The organism is Streptomyces malaysiensis subsp. samsunensis, from assembly GCF_024519315.1.
In the GTDB taxonomy this organism is placed as follows: Bacteria; Actinomycetota; Actinomycetes; order Streptomycetales; family Streptomycetaceae; genus Streptomyces; species Streptomyces malaysiensis.
Genome location: NZ_JANIIC010000047.1, coordinates 46,845 through 72,169, shown reverse-complemented (window position 1 = coordinate 72,169; position 25,325 = coordinate 46,845). Strand labels below are relative to the sequence as shown.

General features: G+C 70.8%; 19 protein-coding genes and 1 pseudogene. 7 read left to right on the top strand and 13 right to left on the bottom strand.

Going from position 1 to position 25,325, the window contains the following annotated elements:
• Window position 1 precedes the first annotated feature (1 nt).
• The 4 genes and pseudogenes from NQU54_RS32850 to NQU54_RS32835 all read left to right on the top strand — a co-directional run bounded on the left by NQU54_RS32850 (window position 2) and on the right by NQU54_RS32835 (window position 4,534).
• Window positions 2-1,596, top strand: a pseudogene (locus NQU54_RS32850) (sugar ABC transporter ATP-binding protein).
• Window positions 1,593-2,630 carry an ABC transporter permease gene (locus tag NQU54_RS32845; protein ID WP_257634195.1) on the top strand — a complete coding sequence of 346 codons (1,038 nt, stop codon included), beginning with the start codon at window positions 1,593-1,595 and terminating at the stop codon, window positions 2,628-2,630. Before NQU54_RS32850 ends, NQU54_RS32845 begins: the two are co-directional and overlap by 4 nt.
• A 19-nt stretch (window positions 2,631-2,649) precedes the next feature.
• Complete coding sequence (locus NQU54_RS32840) at window positions 2,650-3,657, top strand: aldo/keto reductase (protein ID WP_257634194.1); 1,008 nt, start codon at window positions 2,650-2,652, stop codon at window positions 3,655-3,657.
• A gap of 25 nt (window positions 3,658-3,682) precedes the next feature.
• On the top strand, window positions 3,683-4,534 hold the full coding sequence (locus tag NQU54_RS32835; protein WP_257634212.1) for an amidohydrolase family protein: 852 nt from the start codon (window positions 3,683-3,685) through the stop codon (window positions 4,532-4,534).
• 133 nt (window positions 4,535-4,667) lie between these two features.
• Here NQU54_RS32835 and NQU54_RS32830 read toward each other — a convergent pair whose 3' ends face one another.
• The 12 genes from NQU54_RS32830 to NQU54_RS32780 form a co-directional block, all read right to left on the bottom strand.
• A complete protein-coding gene (locus NQU54_RS32830; RefSeq protein ID WP_069869018.1) occupies window positions 4,668-5,339 on the bottom strand; it encodes a FadR/GntR family transcriptional regulator in 672 nt (223 codons plus the stop codon).
• 148 nt (window positions 5,340-5,487) lie between these two features.
• Entirely contained in the window at window positions 5,488-5,958 is a 471-nt protein-coding gene (locus NQU54_RS32825; RefSeq protein ID WP_069869019.1) for a hypothetical protein, read from the bottom strand.
• 197 nt (window positions 5,959-6,155) lie between these two features.
• Complete coding sequence (locus NQU54_RS32820; RefSeq protein ID WP_257634193.1) at window positions 6,156-7,214, bottom strand: LLM class flavin-dependent oxidoreductase; 1,059 nt, start codon at window positions 7,212-7,214, stop codon at window positions 6,156-6,158.
• Window positions 7,215-7,442: 228 nt separating this feature from the next.
• Window positions 7,443-9,110, bottom strand: a complete 1,668-nt coding sequence (locus NQU54_RS32815; protein ID WP_257634192.1) for a dipeptide ABC transporter ATP-binding protein — start codon at window positions 9,108-9,110, stop codon at window positions 7,443-7,445.
• Window positions 9,107-9,943 carry an ABC transporter permease gene (locus NQU54_RS32810; RefSeq protein WP_257634191.1) on the bottom strand — a complete coding sequence of 279 codons (837 nt, stop codon included), beginning with the start codon at window positions 9,941-9,943 and terminating at the stop codon, window positions 9,107-9,109. The genes NQU54_RS32815 and NQU54_RS32810 overlap by 4 nt, the downstream gene beginning before the upstream one ends.
• The gene (locus NQU54_RS32805) at window positions 9,940-10,896 is read right to left on the bottom strand and encodes an ABC transporter permease (protein ID WP_257634190.1); all 957 of its coding nucleotides are present in this window, start codon (window positions 10,894-10,896) and stop codon (window positions 9,940-9,942) included. Before NQU54_RS32805 ends, NQU54_RS32810 begins: the two co-directional genes overlap by 4 nt.
• Before the next feature lie 39 nt (window positions 10,897-10,935).
• Window positions 10,936-12,540: an ABC transporter substrate-binding protein gene (locus tag NQU54_RS32800; RefSeq protein WP_257634189.1), complete on the bottom strand. Its 1,605-nt coding sequence runs from the start codon at window positions 12,538-12,540 to the stop codon at window positions 10,936-10,938.
• Between the two features lie 69 nt (window positions 12,541-12,609).
• Window positions 12,610-12,699 (bottom strand): putative leader peptide, encoded by a 90-nt coding sequence (locus NQU54_RS50275; protein WP_313905726.1) that lies wholly within the window; start codon window positions 12,697-12,699, stop codon window positions 12,610-12,612.
• A gap of 120 nt (window positions 12,700-12,819) precedes the next feature.
• A complete protein-coding gene (locus NQU54_RS32795) occupies window positions 12,820-14,430 on the bottom strand; it encodes a glycerol-3-phosphate dehydrogenase/oxidase (protein WP_079257023.1) in 1,611 nt (536 codons plus the stop codon).
• Between the two features lie 3 nt (window positions 14,431-14,433).
• The gene (gene glpK, locus NQU54_RS32790) at window positions 14,434-15,981 is read right to left on the bottom strand and encodes a glycerol kinase GlpK (RefSeq protein ID WP_257634188.1); all 1,548 of its coding nucleotides are present in this window, start codon (window positions 15,979-15,981) and stop codon (window positions 14,434-14,436) included.
• Between the two features lie 33 nt (window positions 15,982-16,014).
• A complete protein-coding gene (locus tag NQU54_RS32785; RefSeq protein ID WP_257634187.1) occupies window positions 16,015-16,809 on the bottom strand; it encodes an MIP/aquaporin family protein in 795 nt (264 codons plus the stop codon).
• 276 nt (window positions 16,810-17,085) lie between these two features.
• On the bottom strand, window positions 17,086-17,850 hold the full coding sequence (locus tag NQU54_RS32780; RefSeq protein WP_173963322.1) for an IclR family transcriptional regulator: 765 nt from the start codon (window positions 17,848-17,850) through the stop codon (window positions 17,086-17,088).
• A 240-nt stretch (window positions 17,851-18,090) separates the two neighbouring features.
• Between NQU54_RS32780 and metH the strand changes: the two genes are divergently transcribed.
• The 3 genes from metH to NQU54_RS32765 all read left to right on the top strand — a co-directional run bounded on the left by metH (window position 18,091) and on the right by NQU54_RS32765 (window position 24,385).
• Window positions 18,091-21,597 carry a methionine synthase gene (metH, locus tag NQU54_RS32775; protein WP_257634186.1) on the top strand — a complete coding sequence of 1,169 codons (3,507 nt, stop codon included), beginning with the start codon at window positions 18,091-18,093 and terminating at the stop codon, window positions 21,595-21,597.
• A gap of 149 nt (window positions 21,598-21,746) precedes the next feature.
• Entirely contained in the window at window positions 21,747-22,448 is a 702-nt protein-coding gene (locus NQU54_RS32770) for an HAD family hydrolase (RefSeq protein ID WP_257634185.1), read from the top strand.
• Between the two features lie 338 nt (window positions 22,449-22,786).
• The gene (locus NQU54_RS32765; RefSeq protein WP_257634184.1) at window positions 22,787-24,385 is read left to right on the top strand and encodes an ABC transporter substrate-binding protein; all 1,599 of its coding nucleotides are present in this window, start codon (window positions 22,787-22,789) and stop codon (window positions 24,383-24,385) included.
• A 250-nt stretch (window positions 24,386-24,635) separates the two neighbouring features.
• Here NQU54_RS32765 and NQU54_RS32760 read toward each other — a convergent pair whose 3' ends face one another.
• Window positions 24,636-25,307, bottom strand: a complete 672-nt coding sequence (locus NQU54_RS32760) for a response regulator (RefSeq protein ID WP_257634183.1) — start codon at window positions 25,305-25,307, stop codon at window positions 24,636-24,638.
• Window positions 25,308-25,325 lie beyond the last annotated feature (18 nt).

The following is a 25,325-nucleotide window of genomic DNA, read 5'->3' as shown; positions in this document are numbered from 1 at the left end:
CATGCCCGCGGTCGACCAGCCCGCCGTGGTGCGGGCCCAGGGCATCGTCAAACGGTTCGGGCCCACCGTCGCCCTGGACCGGGCCCGGCTGGCCGTACGGCCCGGGGAGGCCCATGCCCTCGTCGGGCGCAACGGGGCGGGCAAGTCCACCCTGGTGTCCGTCCTGACCGGGATGGAGCGCCCGGACGAGGGCGAGGTCACCTTCGCGGACGAGCCCGCCCCCGGCTACTGGGACACCACCGCCTGGCAGCGCAAGGTGGCCTGTGTCTACCAGAAGTCGATGGTGGTCCCGGATCTGACGGTCGCCGAGAACCTCTACCTCAACCGCTTCCCGGGCGCGGGGCGCATCCGCTGGCGCGCCCTGCGCGCGGACGCCCGCGCGCTGCTGGCCGAGTACGGCGTGGAGGTGGATCCGCAGACGCGGGCGAAGGACCTCAGCGTCGAGCAGCGGCAGTTCGTGGAGATCGCCCGTGCCCTCTCCTTCGGCGCCCGGCTGATCATCCTCGACGAGCCCACCGCCCAGCTCGACGCGGGCGGTATCGACCGGCTCTTCGCCAAGCTGCTCGAACTGCGCCGGCAGGGCGTCGCCTTCCTGTTCATCTCGCACCACCTCCAGGAGGTCTACGAACTCTGCGACACCGTCACCGTCTTCCGCGACGCCCGCCATGTGCTGACCGCCCCGGTCGCCGAGCTGGCCAAGGAGGACCTGGTGGCGGCGATGACCGGGGACGGCGGCGGGGCGCCCGGGGGCGACTCCGGGGCGGCCGTCCACGCCCCCGTCGCCCGTAAGGCGGCCGACCCGGACGGGGAGCCGGTGCTGCGCACCGAAGGGCTCGCCCTGGAGGGCGAGTTCGACCGCTGGACCTGGTGGTGCGCCCCGGTGAGGTGCTGGGCCTGGCCGGGGCCACGGCCAGCGGCAACACGGCGGTCGGCGAGACCCTGGTGGGGCTGCGCAAACCGGCCGGCGGGCGGCTGTCGGTGCGGGGACGGCCGGTGCGCCCCGGCAGCGTGCCGCACGCCATCGACGCGGGCATCGGCTACGTCCCGGAGGACCGGCACGACCAGGGTCTGGTCCTGGGCCGCAGCGTCGCCGAGAACGCCACGCTCACCGTCACCGACCAGCTGGGGCCCTATGGCACGGTGCTGCCCTCCCGGACCCGTGCCTTCGCCCAGCGGATGATCAACTCCCTGGACATCAAGACCTCGGGCCCCTCGCAGCCCGTTTCGGGTTTGTCCGGCGGAAATCAGCAGAAGGTCGTCATCGCGCGGGCGCTGGCCCGTGAGCCCAGCGTCCTGGTCGCGATCCGCCCGACCGCCGGGGTGGACGTGAAGTCCAAGGACGCGCTGCTCGGTGTCGTACGGGAGGTGGCCGCGGCCGGGAGCGGCGCGGTCATCGTCTCCGACGAACTGGACGATCTGCGGGTCTGCGACCGGATCCTGGCCTTCTTCCACGGCCGGGTGGTCGCGGAGTTCGGCGGCGGCTGGAGCGACCGTCAGCTCGTGGCCGCCATGGAGGGCATCACCGAGCCGGGCACCACGGGCACCGACGGCACGGCGGAGGACACGGAAGACCGCACAGAAGGAAGGCAGTCATGACCGATACCGCACGCCAGCCGACCGCCGAGGCGGTGGCTGACGACCCGGCGGAGCGGAGCCGGCCGCGGATCGACATCGCGCGCTGGCGCGATCTGTCGCTGGTCCCCGTGATCTTCGTGCTCGGGGTGATCGGCTTCATCGTCTCACCCGCCTTCCTCACCCAGGACAATCTGATCGGCGTCGTCCAGCAGTCCACCGAGCTGGGGCTGCTGGTGCTGGGCGAGGCGCTGATCCTGATCAGCGGCCGGATGGACCTCTCCCTGGAGTCGACCATCGCCGTGGCGCCGGTGATCGCCCTGTGGTTCGTCCTGCCCGAGCACGGGGCGCGGTTCGAGGGCCTGGGGCTGCTGCCGGTGTGGACCGCCATACCGCTGTGCCTGGCGGTCGGGGCGCTGATCGGCGCGGCCAACGGCTTCCTGATGCTCAAGCTGCGCGTCAACGGCTTCATCGCGACCCTGGGCATGCTCACCATGCTGCGCGGACTCCAGGTCGGCATCGCCGAGGGCCAGTCGATCGTCAACGTCCCCGAGTCCTTCCGCTACCTGGGCAAGGCCGACTGGCTGGGCGTGCCCGCCGCCGTGTGGATCTGCCTGGGGCTGTACGCCATCGGCGGCCTGGCCCTGGGCTATCTGCGGCACGGACGCGCGCTCTACGCGATCGGCGGCAACCCCGAGGCGGCGCGGGCGGCGGGCATCCGGGTGGACCGGATCACCTGGATCGTGCTGAGCGTCGGCGGTCTGCTCGCCGCCTTCGCGGGCATCCTCTACACCGGCCACTACGGCTCGGTCGCCGCGACCCAGGGCAATGGCTGGATCTTCCAGGTGTTCGCCGCCGCGGTCATCGGCGGGATCAGCCTCAAGGGCGGGCGCGGCACGCTCTTCGGCGCGCTCACCGGTGTGCTGACGCTGCAACTGGTGGTCAATGTGATGACCCTCGGCGGGGTACCTCCGCTGTGGAACCAGTTCATCAACGGCTCGATCATCATCGTCGCGCTGATCATCTCCCGCTACGCCAGCGGCGAGAAGCAGGACTGAGAGCGGCCGGGAGGCAACCATGGTGGGCGATGTCGGACGGGCCCCGGGCGGCCCGCGCGAGCTGGGCCGCTCGGGGGTGCGCGTACCACCCCTGGGCCTCGGCTGCGCGCCGCTGGCCAATCTCTACGAGGCGGTGCCGGAGGAGCGCGCGCTGGACACCGTAAGGGCGGCGTTCGACACCGGCCTCACCTATATGGACACCGCGCCGCACTACGGCGTCGGACTCTCCGAGGAGCGGCTGGGCCGGGTGCTGGCCGGGCGCGACCGCGCCGCGTACACCCTCTCCACCAAGGTGGGGCGGCGGCTGCGGCCGCGCGCCCCCGGGGAGCCGGTCCAGGCGGACGGGTTCGCCGACACCCCCGACCGGGTCCGTGAGTGGGACTTCACCCGGGACGGCATCCGCGCCACCCTCGAGTCCTCCCTGGAGCGGCTCGGGGTCGACGCCCTGGACATCGTCTACCTCCACGATCCGGAAGACCATATCCGTGAGGTCTATGAGACGGGCTTCGCGGCGCTGGCCGAGCTGAAGCGGGAGAAGCTCGTGAAGGCCATCGGCTTCGGCATGAACCACAGCGACCTCCTCGCCCGGTTCGTCGCCGACTTCGACGTGGACGTCGTGCTGTGCGCCGGGCGCTGGACGCTGCTGGAGCGCACCGCCTACGACGATCTGCTGCCGGTGTGCGAGCGGCGCGGCACCTCCGTGGTGGTCGGCGGGGTCTACAACTCCGGGCTGCTCGCCGACCCCGCCCCGGGGGCCCGCTACGACTACCGGCAGGCGCCGCCCGAGCTCCTCGCGCGGGCCCGGCGGCTGGCCGAGGTGTGCGCCGAGTTCCGGGTGCCGCTGCGGGCCGCCGCGCTGCGCTTCCCCTTCGGCCATCCCGCGGTGGCCGCGGCGGTGGTCGGCTGCGCCTCCCCGGCCGAAGTCCGGGACAATGCCGAGCTGTTCACCCATGACATCCCCCCAGAGCTGTGGCAGGCCCTGGTCCGGCGCGGTCTGCTCGACGACGACATCCCGCTGCCGGTCTGAACCCTCCAGGAGTGCCCGAGTGCCCTTGCCGCGCCGTATCGACGCCCACCACCACCTGTGGGACCTGACCCGCCGTGAGCAGCCCTGGATGGATGGTCCATGGGCGGAGCCCATCCGCCGCACCTTCACCCCGGACGACCTCGCCCCGCATCTGGACGCCCATGGGATCGGCGCGACCGTCGTCGTCCAGTCCAGCTCCTCCGTCGAGGAGACCCGGGAACTCCTCGCCCTGGCCGACGGTTCGGACCGGATCGCGGGTGTCGTCGGCTGGGCCGACCTCACCGATCCCGGGGTGGGCGAGGTGCTCGCGGAGCTGGCCTCCGGACCCGGCGGCGACCGGCTGGTGGGCCTGCGCCACCAGGTGCAGGACGAGCCGGATCCGCGGTGGCTGGACCGCGCCGACGCCCGCCGGGGGCTCGCCGCCGTGGCCGACGCGGGTCTGGTCTACGACCTGCTGGTCACCCCGCGCGAGCTGCCCGCGGCCCTGGACGCCGTCCGCGAGCTGCCGCGGCTGCGCTTCGTCCTCGACCACGCCGCCAAGCCGCCCGTGGCGAGCGGTGAGCGCGACCCCTGGGCGCGGCGGCTGGCCGCGCTCGCGGCCCTGCCGAACGTCGACTGCAAGCTGTCCGGACTGGTCACCGAGGCCGACTGGGAGGGCTGGAAGCCCGAGCAGGTGCTCCCGTACGCCTGGCACGTCCTGGACGCCTTCGGGCCCGGCCGGGTGCTGTTCGGCTCCGACTGGCCGGTGTGCACCCTGGCCGCGAGCTACGACGAGGTGGTGTCGCTGGCGGAGGCGGCCACCCAGCGGCTCTCCGACGAGGAGCGCGCCGCCGTCTTCGGCGGCAACGCGGCCCGCGCGTACGGTCTGGGAACCTAGCGGAAGGTCCCCACCTCACCCCCACCCGGCCGCACCCGATGCGCGGCTCAGCCGCGAGGCAGGGCTCCACCCGGGGCCGGGGGCGAGCCCGCCCCGGACCGCAGGCGGGGGTCGGGGCGGAGCCCCGGTGGTCTCACAGCGTGGAGCGCAGCCACTGCTCCACGCTCGCGATGTGCACCGTCGCCCAGGACCGCGCCGCCTCCGCGTCGCGGTCCCGCAGGGCGGCCAGGATCGCCCGGTGCTCATGGAGGGTGCGGCTGACCGCGTCCTCCTGGGTCAGACCGCGCCACACCCGGGCCCGGGTGGTGGGTCCTGAGAGCCCGTCGAGCAGTGAGCAGAGCACCGAATTGCCCGACGACTGGACGATGCCACGATGGAATTCCAGATCGCATGCGACCAGCTCCTCCACCGAGGGTTCCTGGCCGAGCTCGTCCAGCTGCGCCTGGAGCCGGTCCAGCTCGGCATCGCTGATCCGGGTGCAGGCCAGCGCGGTGGCCGCGGGCTCCAGGATCCGCCGCACCGCCAGGAACTCCAGTACCGTGTCATCGCGGTGGAAGTCCACGACGAAGCTCAGCGCCTCCAGCAGCAGTTGGGGGTCGAGGCTGGTCACATAGGTGCCGTCGCCCTGCCGTACGTCGAGGATCCGGATCAGCGACAGCGCCCGTACGGCCTCGCGCAGCGAGTTGCGGGACAGTCCGAGCTCGGCGGCCAGCTCGCTCTCCTTGGGGAGCCGGTCACCGGGGCGCAGCGCGCCTGAGACGATCATGCCCTTGATTTTCTCGATCGCCTCGTCGGTAACCGCCATGGTGGAACCTCCCCGGGCCAAACATCCGATGTATCAGGGGTCCATTATGACGTATGACGTGCGCGGACCGGCGGGGACGCCGCCGGTCCGCTGGGACCTCTCACCGGGAGGGCCCGAGGGTGGGCTCAACACCGGTTCATCGGATGGCTCAGAAGGTGAACGGCCCCGGGGACTGGGCCGAGGTGGCGGTGCAGTTCACCGTGATCAGGCCGAAGATCACCAGCTTGAGGGACTTGGCCTCCAGGATGTCGCCCGCGGCCACCGTGCCCTTGAGCGGGCCGGTGGTCACATCGGAGCCGGTCGGGATCGCCGGGTTGGCGTTGCCGGTGAAGGTGGCGGTCCCGGAGCCGTTCTTCGACAGCGTCAGTGTGGAGTTCACCGACCCCGCCGGAACGTCGATCGGCGCCTTGATCGCCCCGGAGGACAGGGTGATGGTCGCGGACGTCCCGCTCTGCGTGGCCGTGAGGGTGGCCAGACCCGAGCCGTAGGTCCCGCATTCGGCGGTCAGGGTGGCCGTCGTGGGGTCGACCGCGGACGCGGTCGGTGCCAGCGCCAGCGCGCCGGCGGCCATTGCTGCTGCTCCCATTGCCGTGCTGATCCCGAGCTTGATCCGTCTCATGGGATTGCCTTCCGGAGTGGGGGAAGTGAGGTGGGGGGTTGTTCCTGCCCGTCATCCACGGGCGATGTCATTGATGCGCGCACCGCCGAAGAAGGCAAGAGCGATTCAGTAGATTTTTACGCACGAGTAAGTCCGGGGCTCCCGGTGGATCGCCCGCCAACTGCCCCCGACCGGGCGGAAGTTCGCCGGTTCCCGGCTCAGCTCCAGAGCTTGCTGGGTGCCTCCCGGCGCACCACCGGGGCGATCTCCTCGGCGAATCTGGCCAGCGTCTCGATCTGCCGCGAGTGGCTCAGCCCCATCCCGTCGACCGTGATCGACTGGAGGTCGTGCCGGTAGACCTCGTGATAGGCGAGGATCTTGTCGATGATCTGCTGCGGGCTCCCGATGAGCTGCGGCCCGTTCTCGATCGCGTCCTCGATCGTGCGGAACGGGGTGTTGTAGCCCGGCTTGTCCACCAGATGGGGCTTGAAGTTCTGCCGCACCCGCGCCTCGTAGAAGTCCTTGTACTGCTCGATCGCCCGCTGGGTGGTGTCGGCGATGAACAGCCCGCCGGACCCGGCCGCCACATGCGCGTTCGCCGGATCGTGGCCGTACGCCTCGAAACGCTCGCGGTAGTGGCGGATCAGCTCCGCGTACGCCTCGCGCGGCTGGACGGCGTTCGCCGTGAACAGCGGATCGCCGTGCTTGGCGGCCAGCTCGGGCGAGTTGCGGCTGGTGGCCGAGCCGTGCCAGATCCTGGGGAGCCCGTCGTAGGGCCGCGGCACGGTCGTCACCTCCTTCAGCGGCGGCCGGAACTCCCCCTCCCAGGTGACCTTCTCCTCGCTCCACAGCCGCCGCAGCAGTTCGTACTTCTCGGCCTGGAGATCCCACTGCCGGTCCTCGTCGAGGCCGAAGAGGTCGAAGTGCCCGGCCTCCGCGCCCTTGCCCACCACCAGCTCGATGCGGCCCCGGGAGATCTGGTCCAGCGTCGCGTAGTCCTCGGCGACCCGCACCGGGTCCAGGATCGCCACCACGGTCACCCCGGTGAGCAGCCTGATCCGTGAGGTGCGGGCGGCGAGCGCGCCCAGCACCACCGTGGGGCTCGAGGACAGGAACGGCCCGGCGTGCCGCTCCCCGACGGCGTACGCGTCGAAGCCGAGCCGCTCGGCGGCCACCCCCGTCTCCAGGACGTCCTCGAACCGCTCGGCGGCGGAGGGCAGCTCACCGGTCAGCGGATGCGGGGCACGGCCGATCAGGGACAGTACGGAGAACTTCATGGTGTCCTTCCAGCGTCGGACGGATCGGGCGGTGGGATTAGGGCCTGTCTGGGGTTGTGATCTGGGCTCGCGGGGCGTGGCACGCTCCCCCAGCTACCGCTGGGAGGTGCCCCCTCTCGCCGCGTTGCCGAAACGCCCTAGTAGCTCCGCTACGAGGGCCTTCCGGCGCCTTGCGATCGCACGCACCACGCCCCGCTCCCTGATCCGGATCACAACCCCAGACAGGCCCTAGGCGGATCGGGCGGAGACCGCATGGCGCCCGCCCGGGATCGCGGCGAGCAGCTCCTCGGTGTACGGATGGGAGGGCGCGGCGAAGACCCGATCCGTCGTGCCCGTCTCCAGCAGCCTCCCGTCGCGCATCACCCCGACGCGGTCGGCGATCTGCCGTACGACGGCGAGGTCATGGGAGATGAAGAGATAGCTCAGCCCCAGATCGCGCTGGAACTCCGCCAGCAGCTCCAGAATGCGCGCCTGCACCGACACGTCCAGCGCCGACACCGGCTCGTCGCAGATGACCAGGTCGGGGCCGAGGGCCAGGGCGCGGGCGATGGCCACCCGCTGCCGCTGACCGCCCGACAGCTCGCCCGGCCTGCGCCGCAGCGTGGTCGCGGGCAGCGCCACCCGGTCCAGCAGCTCGGCCGCTCGCCGCAGCCGTGCCGCCCGGTCGCCGACCCGGAAGGCGCGCAGCGGCTCGGTGACGGCGTCGGCGACGGACCGGCGGGGGTCGAGCGAGGAGTACGGATTCTGGTAGACGAGCTGAACGCGGCGCCGCAGCCGGCGCAGCGCACGGCCCGACAGCGCGGTGATGTCCTGCCCGTCGAACCGGATCCGGCCCTCGGTGGGATCGGTCAGCCGCGCCACCATCCGGGCCGTGGTGGACTTCCCCGAACCGGACTCCCCGACCAGGGCGAAGCACTCACCGCGCCGGATCCGGAAGTCCACCGCGGCCACGGCGCGGACGGGCGCCCGGCCACGCGCCGCGAACTCCTTGACCAGGCCCTCGGCGACGACGAGATCGGCGCCCGCCCCCTCGGCGCCCGCTCCCGAGGGCCCATCGGCCGGCGCCTCCTCGCGCACCCGCACCCGTGCCCGTTCCGTCGCCACGCTCGGGGCGCTCGCCAGCAGCCGCCGGGTGTACGGATGCCGGGGCGCGGTGAGGACGTCCCGGGTGCGGCCCGTCTCCACGATCCGGCCCTCCGACATGACCGCGATCCGCCGCGCCCGGTCCGCCGCGACCCCCAGATCGTGAGTGATCAGCAGCACGGCCGTGCCCGCCTGGCGGGTGAGCGTCTCGATATGGTCCAGGATCCGCCGCTGGACGGTGACGTCCAGTGCGCTGGTCGGCTCGTCGGCGATCACCAGCCGGGGGCGCGCCGCCACCGCGATCGCGATGAGCACGCGCTGCCGCATGCCCCCGGACAGCTCATGCGGATACTGCCGGGCCCGTACCTCCGGCTCCGGCAGTCCGGCCAGCCCCAGGATCCGTACCGCCTCGGCGGGCGCGGACGCGCGGTCCGCCAGACCGTGGATCAGCAGCACCTCGGCGACCTGCCGCCCGATCCGCTGCACCGGGTTGAGCGAGACCATCGGGTCCTGCGGGATCAGCCCGATGTCGCGGCCGCGCCGCGCCCGCAGCTCCCGCTCTCCGGCGGCGGCCAGGTCGGTGCCGTCGAAGAGGATCCGTCCGCCGTCCACCCGTCCGCCGGGCGGCAGCAGACCGATGACCGCGTGTGCGGTGGTGGACTTCCCCGAGCCGGACTCGCCGACCAGGGCGAGGACCTCACCCGGGGCGATGTCGAGGTCCACCCCGCGCACGGCGGGCGGGGCGCCGTCGCCGGTGCGGTAGGAGACCTCCAGCCCCCGGATCGACAGCAGGGGCTCGGTGGTGTTCGTCATCGGGACGCCTCCTTCGCCTCGCCGTCCAGCGCGCGGGAGACCCGTCCCGCGGCCAGCACGGTGGCGGCGATGGTCAGGCCGGGCAGAGTGGTGAGCCACCATGCCGTGGCGAGGTAGTCGCGGCCGCCGGAGACCAGGGAGCCCCACTCCGGTGCCGGGGGTTCGGCCCCGTAGCCCAGGAAGCTGAGCGCGGAGACGGCGAGCACCACGGTGCCGAACTCGACGGCCGCGTAGACCAGTACGGGCCCCGAGGCGTTCGGCAGCACATGCCGCAGCAGCACCGCCAGCGGGCGCGAACCGGAGGACCGCGCCGCCTCGACATAGGTGGCCTCGCGCACCCGCAGCACCTCGGCGCGCATGATCCGGGCGAAGCCGGCGACGCTGGTCACGCCCACCGCGACGGCCACCTTGACGGTGCCGAAGCCGAGCGCGGTCACCAGGGCCAGGGAGAGCAGCAGGCTGGGGATGGCGAGCAGCACGTCGGCGATCCGCATCAGGGCGTCGTCCAGCAGCCCGCCCACGTACCCGGCGGCAAGGCCCAGCGCGGAACCGGCGACCAGGCCCACCGCCACGGCCAGCGAGGTGGCCTTGAGCGAGAGCGCCGCACCGTGCACCACCCGTGAGAACAGATCCCGGCCCAACTGGTCGGTGCCGAAGAGATGGTGGAGGCTGGGCCCCCGCAGCCGTTCGGCCGGCACCCCCGACAGCGGATCCCGCCCGGTGAACAGGCCGGGGAAGAAGGCCGCCAGCAGCGCCAGCGCCAGCACGGCCACCGCGGCCACCAGGCCGGGGCGGCGCAGCCAGAAGCGCGCGGCGGCGCGGCCGCGGCTCATCGGGTCACCGCCGTGGCCGCGGCCCCGGTGATACGCGGATCGAGCAGCGGAACGATCAGGTCCACCGCCAGGTTGGCGAGGACGAAGGCCAGCGCGCCGAAGACCACAAGACCCTGTACCACCGGGAGGTCCTGGGCGGTCACCGCGGTGGCGGTGACCCGGCCGACACCGGTCCGCGAGAACACCGTCTCCACGATCACCGATCCCGCCAGCAGATTGCCGACCAGCATTCCGGCCACGGTCAGCGGCGGGATCGCGGCGTTGCGCAGCGCGTGCCCGAAGTGCACCCGCCGCCGGCTCGCCCCCTTGGCCAGCGCCGTCTCCACATACGGCTCGGCCAGCGCGGCCCGCAGGCTTCTGGCGAAGACCTGCGCGATCACGGCGGAGGTGGGCACGGCCAGGGTGACGGCGGGCAGGATCAGGCTCCGGAACCCCTCGTTGCCGATGGCGGGCAGCAGCCCCCAGCGGAACGACACCAGCTGGACGAGGATCAGGCCCACCCAGAAGGTCGGCGCCGAGACACCCAGCGCGGGCAGCGACAGCAGGGCCTGCCGCAGCCAGCGCCGCCGGGTGTAGGTGGCCGCCAGGGCGACGCCCGCGCCCACCACCGTGGCCAGCAGCAGCGCGGCGGAGGTGAGCTGGAGCGTCGCGGGCAGCTGGCCGGCGATCAGCCGGGTGACCGGGTCACCGCTCTGGACGGAGATCCCGAAGTCGCCCCGGAGGGCGTGCCACAGGCGGTCGCCGTACTGCTCGACCAGCGGCTTGTCGAAGCCGTAGACCCGCTTCAGCTCGGCGATCTGCTCGGGGCTCACATCGTTGGTGTCGCCGCCCCCGGAAGCCATGATCGACACCGGGTCGCCGGGCAGCAGATACAGCACGACGAAGGAGGTGGTGAAGGCCGCCCACAGCACGAAGACCGCCTGGAGCAGCCGCTGCACAAGGTAGCGCGGCATGGATTCGCTTCTCTTCGCTCTCGTGGTCGGGGACGGCGCTCAGGACAGCCAGGTGTCATGGAACTGGAGCCGGGAGGACGCCTCGAAGTCCAGGTCGTGGACGTTCTTCCCGACCCCGATCACGGTGGTGAGCTCGAAGACCGGCACCTGGTAGCCCTTCTCCACCACCAGGGCCTGGGCGCGGGCGGCGTGCTCGGCACGGCGTGCGGCGTCGGCCGTGGCCGACTGCTTGTCGAGCACGGAGTCGAGCGCGGGGTCGTGCAGCCGCGAGAGGTTGAGGCCCTCGCCGGAGAAGGAGGTGCGCAGGATGTCGGGGTCCACGCGGGTGGTGTTGCCCCAGGCGTAGTCGTAGTCGCCCTTCTGCCGGACCTCGACATAGTCCCCGATGGAGTGGGACTTCAGGGTGATCTGGACGCCGATCTTCTTCAGCTGCTGCTGGACCAGCTCCAGCGCGGTCTGGTTGGGGCCGAAGTTGGTGGCCCAGACGACCGTCAGGGAGAGCTTCCGGCCGTCCTTGGCCCGGATACCGCCCGGTCCCGGCTTCCAGCCCGCCTCGTCCAGCAGCTTCCGGGCCCGGTCCGGGGCGTGGCGCAGCCGGTCGCCGAGGTTCTTGTACGCGGTGGTGGTGGAGGCCAGCGAGCTGGTGGCCGGCTTGTAGCGGCGGCTGAGGACGGTGTCCACCACCTCCTGGGGGTTCACCCCGAGCTGAACGGCCTGGCGGACCTTCGTATCCCGGGTGAGGGGGCGGTCCGCGTTGACCGTCAGGGCGAACGGCACACCGGGGTTGGCCCTGCTGAGCAGGGTGAAGCCGGTGCTCTTCAGCCCGTCCTCGTCCTGCGGCGCGACGCCCCCGATGGCATCGGCCTGCCCCGACTGGAGGGAGCCGGTGCGCACCCCGGACTCGGGGACGACCTTGAAGGAGATCCGCTCCAGATAGGCCGGGCCCTTCTTGCGCCACAGCGACGAGCCCCAGGCGTAGCCCGGGCGTCGGCGCTCCTCGACGGACTTGTTCGGGGTGTAGTCGGTGAGGGTGAAGGGGCCGGAGCCGACGATGCTCTCGGTGCAGCGCTTCGCCGCCGGGAGCCTCGTCGTCGACCGGGCCAGCAGGCCGAGCGTGAAGGTGGACGTGGCCTGGAGGAACTGGGCGTTGGGCGCCTTGAACCGGACCCGGGCGGTGTCCTCGCCGACCACGTCCGTGCCCCGGTACCCGGCCAGATAGCTGGCGCCCAGCACCGACTTCGCCCCGAGCCGCACGATGCCGTCGAAGTTGTCCTTGACCGCGCGGGCGTCGACCGGGGTGCCGTCGCTGAAGGTGGCGCCGCGGCGGAGGTGGAAGGTGAAGGTGGTGGCGTCCTGGCTCACCTCCCAGCTCCTGGCGAGCCAGGGCACGATCTTCCCGGTCTTCGGGTCCTGGTCGGTGAGGGAGTCCACCAGCTGCCGGGCGGGGTAGATCGCGTCGTTGTTGCCCTGCTGCTGGGGGTCGACGCAGATCGGGTCGGAGGCGAGGGCGAAGGTCAGATGCCCGCCGGAGTGCGGGGTGGAACTCCCCGTACCGGACGCGCCGGAGGAGGAGCAGGCGGTGGCGGCGAGGGCCAGAGCGGTGACAGTGGCGAAAACGGTATAACCGCGGCGCGAGCCGAGCATGGGTGGGTCTCCAGGCAGAAAGAAAGGAAAGAGAGCGAAAAAGAGAAAGGGCCGGGCGGCGAAAAGCCGTCAGCGGCCCTGACAGATCGCGCTGGAGACGCGGTGCAGATCGATATGGCGCCGGGCGGTGAGCGAGATGGCGTGCTCCTGGTAGGGCATCGCGCGCTCACCCCCTCCCCGAAATTGGTCGCCGCCTCAAACTAGCAGCCCGGGCGGCCGGGTGAGAAGACGTTTCCTCTCGCCCGGCCGCCCGGGCCCGGGAAGGCGGCCCCGCGGGGGTCAGGGCCGCTTGGCCAGCAGATCCTCGACCCGGCTCCGGATGTCCTCGGAGTCCAGGCCGCGGATGGTCAGGGTGGTGCGGCGGCGCAGTACGTCGTCCGCGGTGCGCGCCCACTCGTAGTCCCGGGCGTAGACGACCTGCGCCCAGATCTCCGGGGCGTCGGGGTGGATCCGCTCGGCGAGCGCCGCGTCGCCGCTGGCCAGCCGGGCGATGTCGAAGGAGAGCGAACCGTAGTGGGTCGCCAGATGGCGGGCGGTGTCGGCGGCCATGCGCGGGCCGGGGGTGCCGCCGTCCACCAGCAGCCGGTGCTCCACGGCGTGCGGATTGGCCAGGCCCGGCAGCGGCATGTACCTGGGCAGCTGCTTGACCGGCTCCATGTCGTCGGCGAGCGGACGGCCCGGCAGCTGGGCCAGCTTCTGCATCACGGTGCGGCCGATGTGGCGGAAGGTGGTCCACTTGCCGCCGGCTATGGAGAGCATCCCGCCCCTGCCCTCGGTGACCACGGTCTCCCGCTTGGCCTTGGCGGTGTCGCCGGGGCCGCCGGGCAGCACCCGCAGCCCCGCGAAGGAGTAGGTGATCAGATCGCGGGAGAGCTGCTGGTCGCGGATGGAGAAGGCCGCCTCGTCCAGGATCTGGGCGATGTCCTTCTCGTTGACCGCCACATCGGCCGGGTCGCCCTCGAACTCCTCGTCCGTGGTGCCCAGCAGCAGCATGTCCTCCCAGGGGAGGGCGAAGGTGATGCGGTACTTGTCGATCGGGGTCGCCAGCGCCGCCCGCCAGGGGGAGGTGCGCTTGAGGACCAGGTGCGCGCCCTTGGACAGCCGGATCGACGGCGCCGCGTTCGGGTCCTCCATCCGGCGCAGATGGTCCACCCAGGGGCCGGTGGCGTTGAGCACCAGACGGGCGTCGACCCCGAACTCGGTGCCGTCGGTGCGGTCCTTGAGCTCGGCGCCGGTGACCCGGCCGTCGGTCTTGCGCAGACCGGTGACCTCGGCGTGGTTCAGGACGGTGGCGCCGGACTCCACGGCCGCGCGGACCGTCATCAGGGCCATGCGGCTGTCGTTCATCTGGCCGTCGCCGTAGACCGCGACCGCCTTGAGGTTCTCGGTGCGCAGCTCGGGGACGTCGCGCGCGGCCCGCTCGGCACCGATCACATGGCCGACGCCGTCGCGGAAGGCGGAGAGCGCCGAGTAGGCGAAGACGCCCGCGCCCAGCTTGGCCGCGCCGTGCGGACCGCCCTTGTAGACCGGCAGGTAGAAGGTGAGCGGGTTGGCCAGGTGGGGGGCGACGGTACGGGAGACCGCGCGCCGCTCGAAGTGGTTCTCGGCGACCAGCTTGACCGCGCCGGTCTGGAGATAGCGCAGGCCGCCGTGGAGCAGTTTGGAGGAGGCGGAGGAGGTGGCGCCGGCGAAGTCACCGGCGTCCACCATCGCCACCCGCAGCCCGGACTGCGCGGCGTGCCAGGCGGTGGTGATGCCCAGGATGCCGCCGCCGATCACCAGGAGGTCGTACGTCGCCTTGGAGAGCTGTTCCCGGGTCTCGGCTCGGCTGGGGTTCGAACCGGCAGCCGGGTGCGTTCCGAGGGACGGAACGCTCTGCGGGGTGGTCATTGATTACTCCTCGTCTTCGATCCAGCCCATGGTCCGCTGCACGGCCTTGAGCCAGTTCTTGTACTCGCGGTCGCGGACGTCCGCGTCCATTCGGGGGGTCCATTCGGCCGCCCGGCGCCAGTTGGCGCGCAGGGCGTCGGTGTCCGGCCAGAAGCCGACGGCCAGACCGGCGGCGTAGGCCGCGCCGAGGCAGGTGGTCTCGGCGACCATCGGGCGCACCACGGGAGCGTCCAGGGCGTCCGAGAGGGTCTGCATCAGAAGGTTGTTGGAGGTCATACCGCCGTCGACCTTGAGCGCGGTGAGCTCGACCCCGGAGTCCTTGGTCATCGCGTCGACGATCTCGCGGGTCTGCCAGGCGGTGGCCTCGAGCACGGCACGGGCGATGTGCGCCTTGGTGACATAGCGGGTCAGGCCCGCGATCACGCCACGCGCGTCGGCCCGCCAGTACGGGGCGAACAGACCCGAGAAGGCGGGCACGAAGTACGCGCCGCCGTTGTCCTCGACGGAGCTCGCGAGGGTCTCGATCTCGGCGGCGCTGTTGATCAGGCCCATCTGGTCCCGCATCCACTGCACCAGCGAACCGGTGACCGCGATGGAGCCCTCCAGGGCGTAGACCGGCTTCTCGTCGCCGATCCGGTAGCCGACGGTGGTCAGCAGCCCGTTGTAGGAGTTGACCGGCTTCTCGCCGGTGTTCATCAGCAGGAAGGTGCCGGTGCCGTAGGTGGACTTGGCCTCGCCCTCGGAGTAGCAGGTCTGGCCGAAGAGGGCCGCCTGCTGGTCGCCGAGCGCGGAGGCGACCGGAACGCCCGCCAGGACGCCCTCGGCCGTGTGCCCGTAGACCTCGGCGGAGGAACGTATCCGCGGCAGTACGGCGGTTGGGATGTCGATCGAGGACAGGATCTTCTCGTCCCAGTCCAGGGTGTGCAGGTTCATCAGGAGGGTGCGGGAGGCGTTGGTGACGTCGGTGACGTGCACCCCGCCGTCGACCCCGCCGGTCAGGTTCCAGATGACCCAGGAGTCCATGGTGCCGAAGAGGATGTCGCCCGCCTCGGCCCGCTCGCGCAGCCCCTCGACGTTGTCGAGCAGCCAGCGGATCTTGGGACCGGCGAAGTAGGAGGCCAGCGGGAGGCCGGTCTCGCGGCGGAAGCGGTCCTGGCCGACGTTGCGGCCGAGCTCACGGCACAGGGCGTCGGTGCGGGTGTCCTGCCAGACGATGGCGTTGTGCACCGGCTCACCGGTGTTCTTGTCCCAGAGCAGGGTGGTCTCGCGCTGGTTGGTGATGCCGATCGCCTTGACGTCGGCGGCGGTGATCCCGGCCTTGGTGATGGCGCCGGCGACGACCTCCTGGACGTTCTCCCAGATCTCGGTGGCGTCGTGCTCCACCCAGCCGGGCTTGGGGAAGATCTGCTCGTGTTCCTTCTGGTCCACCGAGACGATGCGGCCGTCGCGGTCGAAGACGATACAGCGGCTGGAGGTGGTGCCCTGGTCGATGGCCGCGATGAACGGGCCCTGGCCGTGGGACGAGGCGCTCGTGGTGTGGGTGTCGGTCATGATCTGCTGCTCTCCTGCGATGGGTGGGGTGGGCTAGGCGAAGGCGATCTCGTAGATCCCGCCGGCGATGGCACCGCCGATGAGCGGGCCGACGACGGGGATCCAGGCGTAGCCCCAGTCCGAGCCGCCCTTGTTGGGCAGCGGCAGGAGGGCGTGAGCGATACGGGGGCCCAGGTCACGCGCCGGGTTGATGGCGTAACCGGTCGGGCCGCCGAGCGAGAGGCCGATGCCGACCACCACGAAGGCGGTGATCATGGCGCCGATGACACCCAGGCCCTTGCCGTCGCCGTTGAGCCCCTGGGTGAGGATGGCGAGCACCAGTACGGCCGTGGCGATGATCTCGGTGGCCAGGTTCTGGCCGACGTTGCGGATCTCGGGACCGGTGGAGAAGACGCCCAGCACCGGGCCGGCGTCACCGGCCTGCTGCCGGTCCGCCACCACCGTGTCCTGGGCGCCCGGGCCGCCGACGATCTCGCGGTCCTTGAGATGGGCGTGGAAGTGGCCGAGGTAGGCGAGCCACACCAGCGAGGCGCCGATCACCGCGCCGAGCATCTGCCCGAGGAAGTAGACGGGCACCTTGCTCCACTCGACACCGCCCTTGATGGCGAGGCCGAGCGTCACCGCCGGGTTGAGGTGCGCCCCCGAGAGCGGCGCGGAGATATAGGCGCCGGTGAGCACGGCGAAGCCCCACCCGAGGGTGATGGCGACCCACCCGGCCTCGAACGCCTTGGATTGCTTCAAGACAACGCCGGCGACGACACCGCAGCCGAGCAGAGTGAGTACGGCGGTACCGATGGTCTCGCCGATGAAGATGTCGGAGCTGGACACCCGCGACTCCTTTGTCCTTCGTCCAGGGGAAGGCGAACCCCCGGGTTCTCACCGGTGGTCCGCGCCCTCGTGGGAGGGCGTTGGTCGGCCCGCGGCGAGTCCACCATAGCGAATATTGTCGTCAGGTGTTCGACAATGCCGACCGATGAACGGCAGTTTTCTTCACGCCGAAGACCCCGTCAAGGGTCGTGTGAGGGAAAAATCGCACGTATGTGAAACCGTGATGAAGCCGGTCATCACGGCATATGGGGGCTGATCGGCGCCCACCGGCACGATTCAGAAGCGCAGGGCACCCAGGTCCCGGGAGACGGCGCGGGCGCAGTCCCTTACGGCGGCCACGAGCTCGGAGCGCAGCTCCCCGCCGTCGCACACCCGCTCGACCGCGCCCGTGATCCCCACCGCGCCCACCGGCAGCCGGCGTCGGTCGTGGATGGGCGCCGCGACCGACGCGACGCCCTCCCAGGTCTCCTCCACATCGGAGCCCCAGCCACGCGCCCGGGTCAGGTCCAGGACGCCCTCGAACTCGGGCTCCCCGGTCACCGTGCGGGGGGTGAACACCCTGCGCTCGGTCTCGGTCACCTCGGTGTGGGCGACCGGGTCGTACGCGGAGAGCACCTTGCCCAGGGCCGTGGAGTGCAGCGGGTGCATCGCGCCGACCTCCAGCACCTGGCGGCTGTCGTCCGGCCGGAAGACATGGTGGACGATCAGCACGCCCTGCTGGTGCAGCACGCCCAGGTACACGCTCTCGCCGCTGGAGCGGGCCAGGTCGTCGGTCCACACCAGGGCGCGGGCGCGCAGCTCGTGCACGTCCAGATAGCTGTTGCCCAGGCGCAGCAGCTCCGCGCCGAGCTGATAGCGGCCGGACGCCTCGTCCTGCTCGACGAAACCCTCCTGCTGGAGGGTGCGCAATATGCCGTGCGCGGTGCCCTTGGCCAGCCCCAGAGTGGATGCGATGTCGGACAGCCCCAGACGTCGCTCACCACCGGCGAGCAGGCGTAGCATCGCGGCGGCGCGCTCCAACGACTGGATGTTCCGTGCCATCGCCAACCCCTCCTGACTGCGGTTCGACAATGCTGAACACTATCGGTCCATGTCGACCCCGCGGTACAGCGAGGCCGTGTGTCGGCGATCAGCGGGCCCACCGGGGGCCGATCGGCCGTGTTCATCCCGGCTGATGGAACGACCATCGTGAAATGACCACTGGCGGCTACCCTGGCGTGGTGCGCCTTCCCCCGGGGAGGGCGCAAAGCCGACAGCCGTCGCACTCCAGGGAGCACATCCATGGCCTCGTACACGCCATCGCCCACATCCGCCGCCCGAGCCGACGCGCTTCGTGAAGCGCTGGCCACCCGCGTGGTGGTCGCCGACGGCGCGATGGGGACGATGCTCCAGGCTCAGGACCCCAGTCTCGACGACTTCCAGCAGCTCGAAGGCTGCAACGAGATCCTCAACGTCACCCGCCCGGACATCGTCCGCTCGGTCCACGAGGCGTACTACGCCGCCGGTGTGGACTGTGTCGAGACCAACACCTTCGGCGCCAACCACGCGGCGCTCGGCGAGTACGACATCCCCCACCGCGTCCATGAGCTCTCCGAGGCCGGCGCCCGGATCGCCCGTGAGGTCGCCGACGAGTTCGGCGCCGATGGACGCCAGCGCTGGGTGCTCGGCTCGATGGGCCCCGGCACCAAGCTGCCCACCCTCGGCCACGCGCCCTACACCACCCTCCGCGACGCCTACCAGGCCAACGCCGAGGGCATGATCGCCGGCGGCGCGGACGCCCTCCTGGTGGAGACCACCCAGGACCTGCTCCAGACCAAGGCCGCGATCATCGGCGCCCGCCGCGCCCTGGACGCCACCGGTGCCAACCTCCCCGTGATCTGCTCGGTCACCGTCGAGACCACCGGCACCATGCTGCTCGGCTCCGAGATCGGCGCGGCGCTCACCGCCCTCGAGCCGCTCGGCATCGACATGATCGGCCTCAACTGCGCCACCGGCCCCGCCGAGATGAGCGAGCACCTGCGCCATCTCGCCCGCCACTCCCGTATCCCGCTGTCCTGCATGCCCAACGCCGGCCTTCCGGTGCTGGGCAAGGACGGCGCCCACTACCCCCTCACCCCCGGCGAACTGGCCGACGCCCAGGAGACCTTCGTCCGCGAGTACGGGCTCTCCCTGGTCGGCGGCTGCTGCGGGACCACCCCCGAGCATCTGCGCCAGGTCGTCGAGCGGGTCCGCGAGCTGACCCCCACCGAGCGCTCCCCGCGCCCCGAGCCCGGCGCCGCCTCGCTCTACCAGACCGTGCCGTTCCGCCAGGACACCTCGTATCTGGCGATCGGCGAGCGCACCAACGCCAACGGCTCCAAGAAGTTCCGCGAGGCCATGCTGGAGGGCCGCTGGGACGACTGCGTGGAGATGGCCCGGGAGCAGATCCGCGAGGGCGCCCATCTGCTCGACCTGTGCGTGGACTACGTCGGCCGGGACGGCGTGGCGGACATGGAGGAGCTGGCCGGGCGGTTCGCCACCGCCTCCACCCTCCCCATCGTCCTGGACTCCACCGAGGTCGACGTCATCCGGGCCGGGCTGGAGAAGCTCGGCGGACGCGCGGTCATCAACTCCGTCAACTACGAGGACGGGGACGGCCCCGAGTCGCGGTTCGCCAAGGTCACCGGGCTCGCGCGGGAGCACGGCGCCGCCCTGATCGCGCTGACCATCGACGAGGAGGGCCAGGCCCGCACGCCGGAGCACAAGGTGGAGATCGCCGAGCGGCTGATCGCCGATCTGACCGGCAACTGGGGCATCCGCGAGGACGACATCCTCATCGACTGTCTGACCTTCACCATCTGCACCGGTCAGGAGGAGTCCCGCAAGGACGGCATCGCCACCATCGAGGCGATCCGCGAGCTCAAGCGGCGCCACCCGGACGTCCAGACCACCCTCGGCCTGTCGAACATCTCCTTCGGCCTCAACCCGGCCGCCCGCATCGTGCTCAACTCCGTCTTCCTCGACGAATGCGTCAAGGCGGGCCTGGACTCGGCGATCGTGCACGCCTCCAAGATCCTGCCGATCGCGCGGTTCGAGGAGGAGCAGGTCGAGACGGCCCTGGACCTGATCTACGACCGCCGCGCCGAGGGCTATGACCCGCTGCAGAAGCTGATGGGGCTCTTCGAGGGCGCCACCGCCAAGTCCCTCAAGGCGGGCAAGGCCGAGGAGCTGGCCGCGCTGCCCCTGGAGGAGCGCCTCAAGCGGCGCATCATCGACGGTGAGCGCAACGGCCTGGAGGCCGACCTCGACGAGGCCCTCCAGGAGCGCCCCGCCCTCGACATCGTCAACGAGACGCTGCTGGACGGCATGAAGGTGGTCGGCGAGCTGTTCGGCTCCGGCCAGATGCAGCTGCCGTTCGTCCTCCAGTCCGCCGAGGTCATGAAGACGGCCGTGGCGCACTTGGAGCCGCACATGGAGAAGTCGGACGACGAGGGCAAGGGCACCATCGTGCTGGCCACCGTCCGCGGCGACGTCCATGACATCGGTAAGAACCTCGTGGACATCATCCTGTCCAACAACGGCTACAACGTGGTCAACCTCGGCATCAAGCAGCCGGTCTCCGCGATCCTGGAGGCCGCCGAGGAGCACCGGGCCGATGTGATCGGCATGTCCGGGCTGCTGGTGAAGTCCACGGTGATCATGAAGGAGAACCTGGAGGAGCTCAACCAGCGCAAGCTGGCCGCCGACTACCCCGTGATCCTCGGCGGCGCCGCCCTCACCCGGGCCTATGTCGAACAGGATCTGCACGAGATCTACGAGGGCGAGGTGCGCTACGCCCGCGACGCCTTCGAGGGGCTGCGGCTCATGGACGCCCTGATCGCCGTCAAGCGCGGGGTGCCCGGCGCCACGCTCCCCGAGCTCCGGCAGCGCCGCGTCCCCCAGCGCGCCGCCCAGGTGCGGGAGCCGGAGCCGGACCAGGGCCCGGCGCGCTCCGACGTGGCCACCGACAACCCCGTACCCACCCCGCCCTTCTGGGGCACCCGCGTCGTCAAGGGCATCCAGCAGGCCGACTACGCCTCCTGGCTGGACGAGGGGGCGCTCTTCAAGGGCCAGTGGGGGCTCAAGCAGTCCCGCACCGGCGATGGCCCCGGCTATGAGGAACTGGTGGAGCGCGAGGGCCGGCCCCGGCTGCGCGGCTGGCTGGACCGGCTGCACACCGGGAACCTGCTGGAGGCGGCCGTGGTCTACGGCTACTTCCCGTGCGTCTCCAAGGGCGACGACCTGGTCCTGCTGAACGAGGACGGCAGCGAGCGCACCCGCTTCACCTTCCCGCGCCAGCGCCGCGGCCGCCGGCTGTGCCTGGCCGACTTCTTCCGGCCCGAGGAGTCCGGGGAGACCGATGTCGTCGGCCTCCAGGTGGTGACCGTCGGCTCGAAGATCGGCGAGATGACCGCCGAGCTGTTCGCCGCCGACTCCTACCGCGACTATCTGGAGCTGCACGGTCTGTCCGTCCAGCTGGCGGAGGCGCTGGCCGAGTACTGGCACGCCCGGGTCCGCGCCGAGCTGGGCTTCGCCGGTGAGGACCCGGGCGAGATGGAGGACATGTTCGCGCTGAAGTACCGCGGCGCGCGCTTCTCGCTGGGCTACGGCGCCTGCCCCGACCTGGAGGACCGCGCGAAGATCGCCGATCTGCTGGGACCCGAGCGGATCGGGGTGAAGCTCTCGGAGGAGTTCCAGCTCCACCCCGAGCAGTCCACGGACGCCATCGTGATCCACCACCCGGAGGCGAAGTACTTCAACGCGCGGTAGCCCTCCGGAGGCCGTTCGTGGCCGCCTTACGGCGGCCACGAGGCGCGTCGGCGCGGCGCGACGTAAACTGGTCGATCCGGTAGAGGCCGGTCGCCTTCCCGTCCGTGGAAGGGGGCCGGCCTTCGTGCCCCTTACCCGGAGGTGTTTGGATGACCAGCAGCATCCCCGCCGTCGACACTCGTACGGCCGAAGGCTCGGCTCTGCAAGCCGTGCTGCTCGACATGGACGGCACCCTGGTCGACACCGAGGGCATCTGGTGGGACGCCGAAGTCGCCATCTTCGCCGAGCTCGGCCATGCGCTCGCCGAGGAGTACCGCCAGGTGGTCGTGGGCGGTCCGATGTCGCGCAGCGCCCAGTTCCTGATCGAGGCCACCGGCGCCGAGATCGCCCTCGCCGAGCTCACCGGCCTGCTCAACAGCCGTTTCACCGAGCTGATCGACGGCAGTGTGCCGATGCTGCCCGGCGCCCGCCGGCTGCTCATCGAGCTGGCCGCGCACTCCATCCCCACCGCCCTGGTCTCCGCCTCCCACCGCCGGGTGATGGACCGGGTCCTGCGCTCGATCGGCCCGGAGCACTTCACCCTGACGGTCGCGGGCGACGAGGTCGAGCTGACCAAGCCGCATCCGGAGCCGTATCTGTTCGCCGCCTCCGGGCTCGCCGCCGAGCCGGGGCGGTGCGTGGTCATCGAGGACACCCACACGGGTGTACGGGCCGCGGAGGCGGCCGGGTGCCGGGTGGTCGCGGTGCCGTCCGTGGTGCCGATCGAGGCCGCGGTGGGGCGTACGGTCGTCGGTTCGCTCGAAGAAGTCGATCTCGATTTCTTGCGCACTGTGGTCACTGCAATGCACTGATCGCGCACCGAGCGTATTTCTGTAAATTGCAGACTGAATAGCGCGGGCGTACTTTTCGCGATCCGTTGGCGACAATGGAACGTGATGTTTATCACTGCATATGCCGTGGACGAGTGTTGTGGATCTCTCCCGCGCGTCCCGTCTGGTGCGATTTGGGTGAGCCCAAGTGTCCGGATTGATGGCATCCCGTATGAATCGCGGCCGCGTCCGGATATCGGTCGATGATCGCGCGTTATCGGGGCGTGATATCGCCTCAACTTCGTTGTGTCTGAGCATGGCTGGCGCCTCGGACTAATGTCGTCGCGAGTAGTTGATCGATGGCAGGGAGACTCCCGACGATGACGCGCAAGTCGCTGGTGCTGCCGGCTGTGGCCGGCCTCCTGATCTCCACGCTCGCCGCGTGCGGTGGTACCGACGGCTCGGGCTCGGACGGTGAGGCGATCGTCCTGGGCAGCACGGACCGCATAGAGGCGTCGAAGGTGGCGCCCGCGCCACTGGATCCGGCCCTCGCCTATGACTTCGCCTCCTGGAGCGTGTTGCACAACACCTTCCAGACGCTGATGAGACTGCCCCGTTCGGGCACCGAGCCAATACCCGACGCGGCCGAGAAATGCGGCTTCCAGGACAGACAGAGCGAGCAGTACCGCTGCACGCTGCGAAGCGGGCTGAAGTTCTCCAACGGTCACGACCTGACCTCCAAGGACGTCAAGTTCTCCCTCGATCGCGTGCTGCGCATCGACGACCCCAACGGGACCAAGTCCCTGTTGTCCAACGTCGACAAGATCGAGACCCCCAGCGACCGAGAGATCGTCATCCACCTCTCGCAGCCGGACGCGACCTTCCCGTCCAAGCTCACCACCCCGGCCGCCGCGATCCTGGACAGCGAGGTCTACAAGCCGGACGCGCTGCGCGACGGCTTCGAGATGACCGGCTCGGGCCCGTACTCGGCGAAGACCGAGGTGCGCAACAACAAGCTGGTCAAGGTCGTCTTCACCAAGAACCCCCACTACAAGGGCGATGTCCAGCCGAAGTCCGACAAGGCCGAGATGCGGTTCTACGACTCCGCCTCGACCATGGAGCAGGCGCTGGTCAAGGGCGACATCGACGTGGTCCACCGCGGCTTCTCGCCCGAGCAGCTCGACAAGCTCAACAAGGGCGAGATCAAGGGCGTCCGCCTCTTCGAGTCCTCCGGCCAGGGCATCCGCTATCTGGTGTTCAACACCTCCGACCCGACGGTCAAGGACAAGGCGGTCCGGCAGGCCATCGCCCATCTCGTGGACCGCCAGGCGCTGGTGCGCGATGTGTACAAGCGGACCGCCGAGCCCCTGTACTCGATGATCCCCACCAGCATCTCCTCGCACATCAACTCGTTCCACAACGAGTACGGCGACCCGGACCCGGATGTCGCCCGGAGCGTGCTGCACGACGCCGGTATCAGCACCCCGGTGAAGCTGAAGCTGACCTACACCACGGACCACTACGGCCCGGAGACGGCGGCGGAGTTCAAGGAGCTTCAGAAGCAGCTCAACAGCAGCGGCCTCTTCTCCGTCACCATCAAGGGCTACCCGTGGCGGGAGTTCCGCCCCGCGCTCGTCAAGCGCGAGTTCTCCGCCTCCGGGATGGGCTGGCTGCCCGACTTCCCCGACCCGGACAGCTACACCGCGCCCTTCCTCACCAAGGACAACTTCCTCAACTCGCCCTACCGCAACAGCACCATCCAGGACGAGCTGATCCCCAAGACCCGGCAGGAGGCCCAGCGCAGCCTCGCCGACAAGGACTTCCAGTCCATCCAGAACGCCGTCGCCAGCGATGTGCCCTACCTCCCGCTGTGGCAGGGCAACACCTACGTGGCCGCCCGCGGGAACGTCACGGGCGCCGAGTACGCCTTCGACTCCTCGACCATGCTTCAGCTGTGGGAGCTCGGGAAGGGCAACTGAGGACGGCCCACGGGGGGTCGGCTGTGGCAGGGCAAGCAGTACGCGGTGGCCCAGGACGACATCTCCGGGCTCCAGTGGACCCTGGACTCCTCGACGGTCTTCCGCTTCTGGGAGATCGGCAAGTCGGCCGGCGGCTGACCGGGGCGACCGGCCGATCCGCGCCCCCGAGCCGGGCGAGGCGGCCGTACGCCAGGAGGTCCGGGGGCGCTCCCCCGGACCTCCTGGCGTACGGCCGTACGTCCCGGTGCCGCTACTGCGCGCCGGGGCGGACCAGCCCGCTCTCGTAGGCGTAGACGGCGGCCTGCACCCGGTCGCGCAGCCCCAGCTTGGTCAGCACATGGCCCACATGCGTTTTGATCGTGGTCTCGCTGACGAACAGATCCGCGGCGATCTCCGCGTTGGACAGCCCCCGGGCCACCAGCTTCAGCACCTCGACCTCGCGCTCGGTCAGCGTGTGCAGAGTGTCCGGCACCGGCTCCTCGCCCGACGGCAGATGCCCGGCGTACTTGTCGAGCAGCCTGCGGGTGATGCTGGGCGCCAGCATCGCCTCGCCCGCCGCCACCACGCGGATGGCCTGCACCAGCTCGGTGGCGGGCGCGTCCTTCAGCAGAAAGCCGCTGGCCCCGGCGCGCAGCGCCTCCACCACGTACTCGTCCAGGTCGAAGGTGGTCAGCACCAGCACCTTGGCCGGGCCGTCCCGGCCCGGACCGGTGATCTGGCGGGTGGCCTCCACGCCGTCCATCCGCGGCATCCGGATGTCCATCAGGACCACATCGGGCTGGAGCGCCCGCACCTGGTCGAGGGCCTGGAGACCGTCCCCGGCCTCGCCGACGACCGCCAGATCCTGCTCCGCCTCCAAGATCATCCGGAAGCCGGTGCGCAGCAGCGGTTGGTCATCGACCAATAGGACGCGGATCGCCACGGGATCTCCTTCATTCGC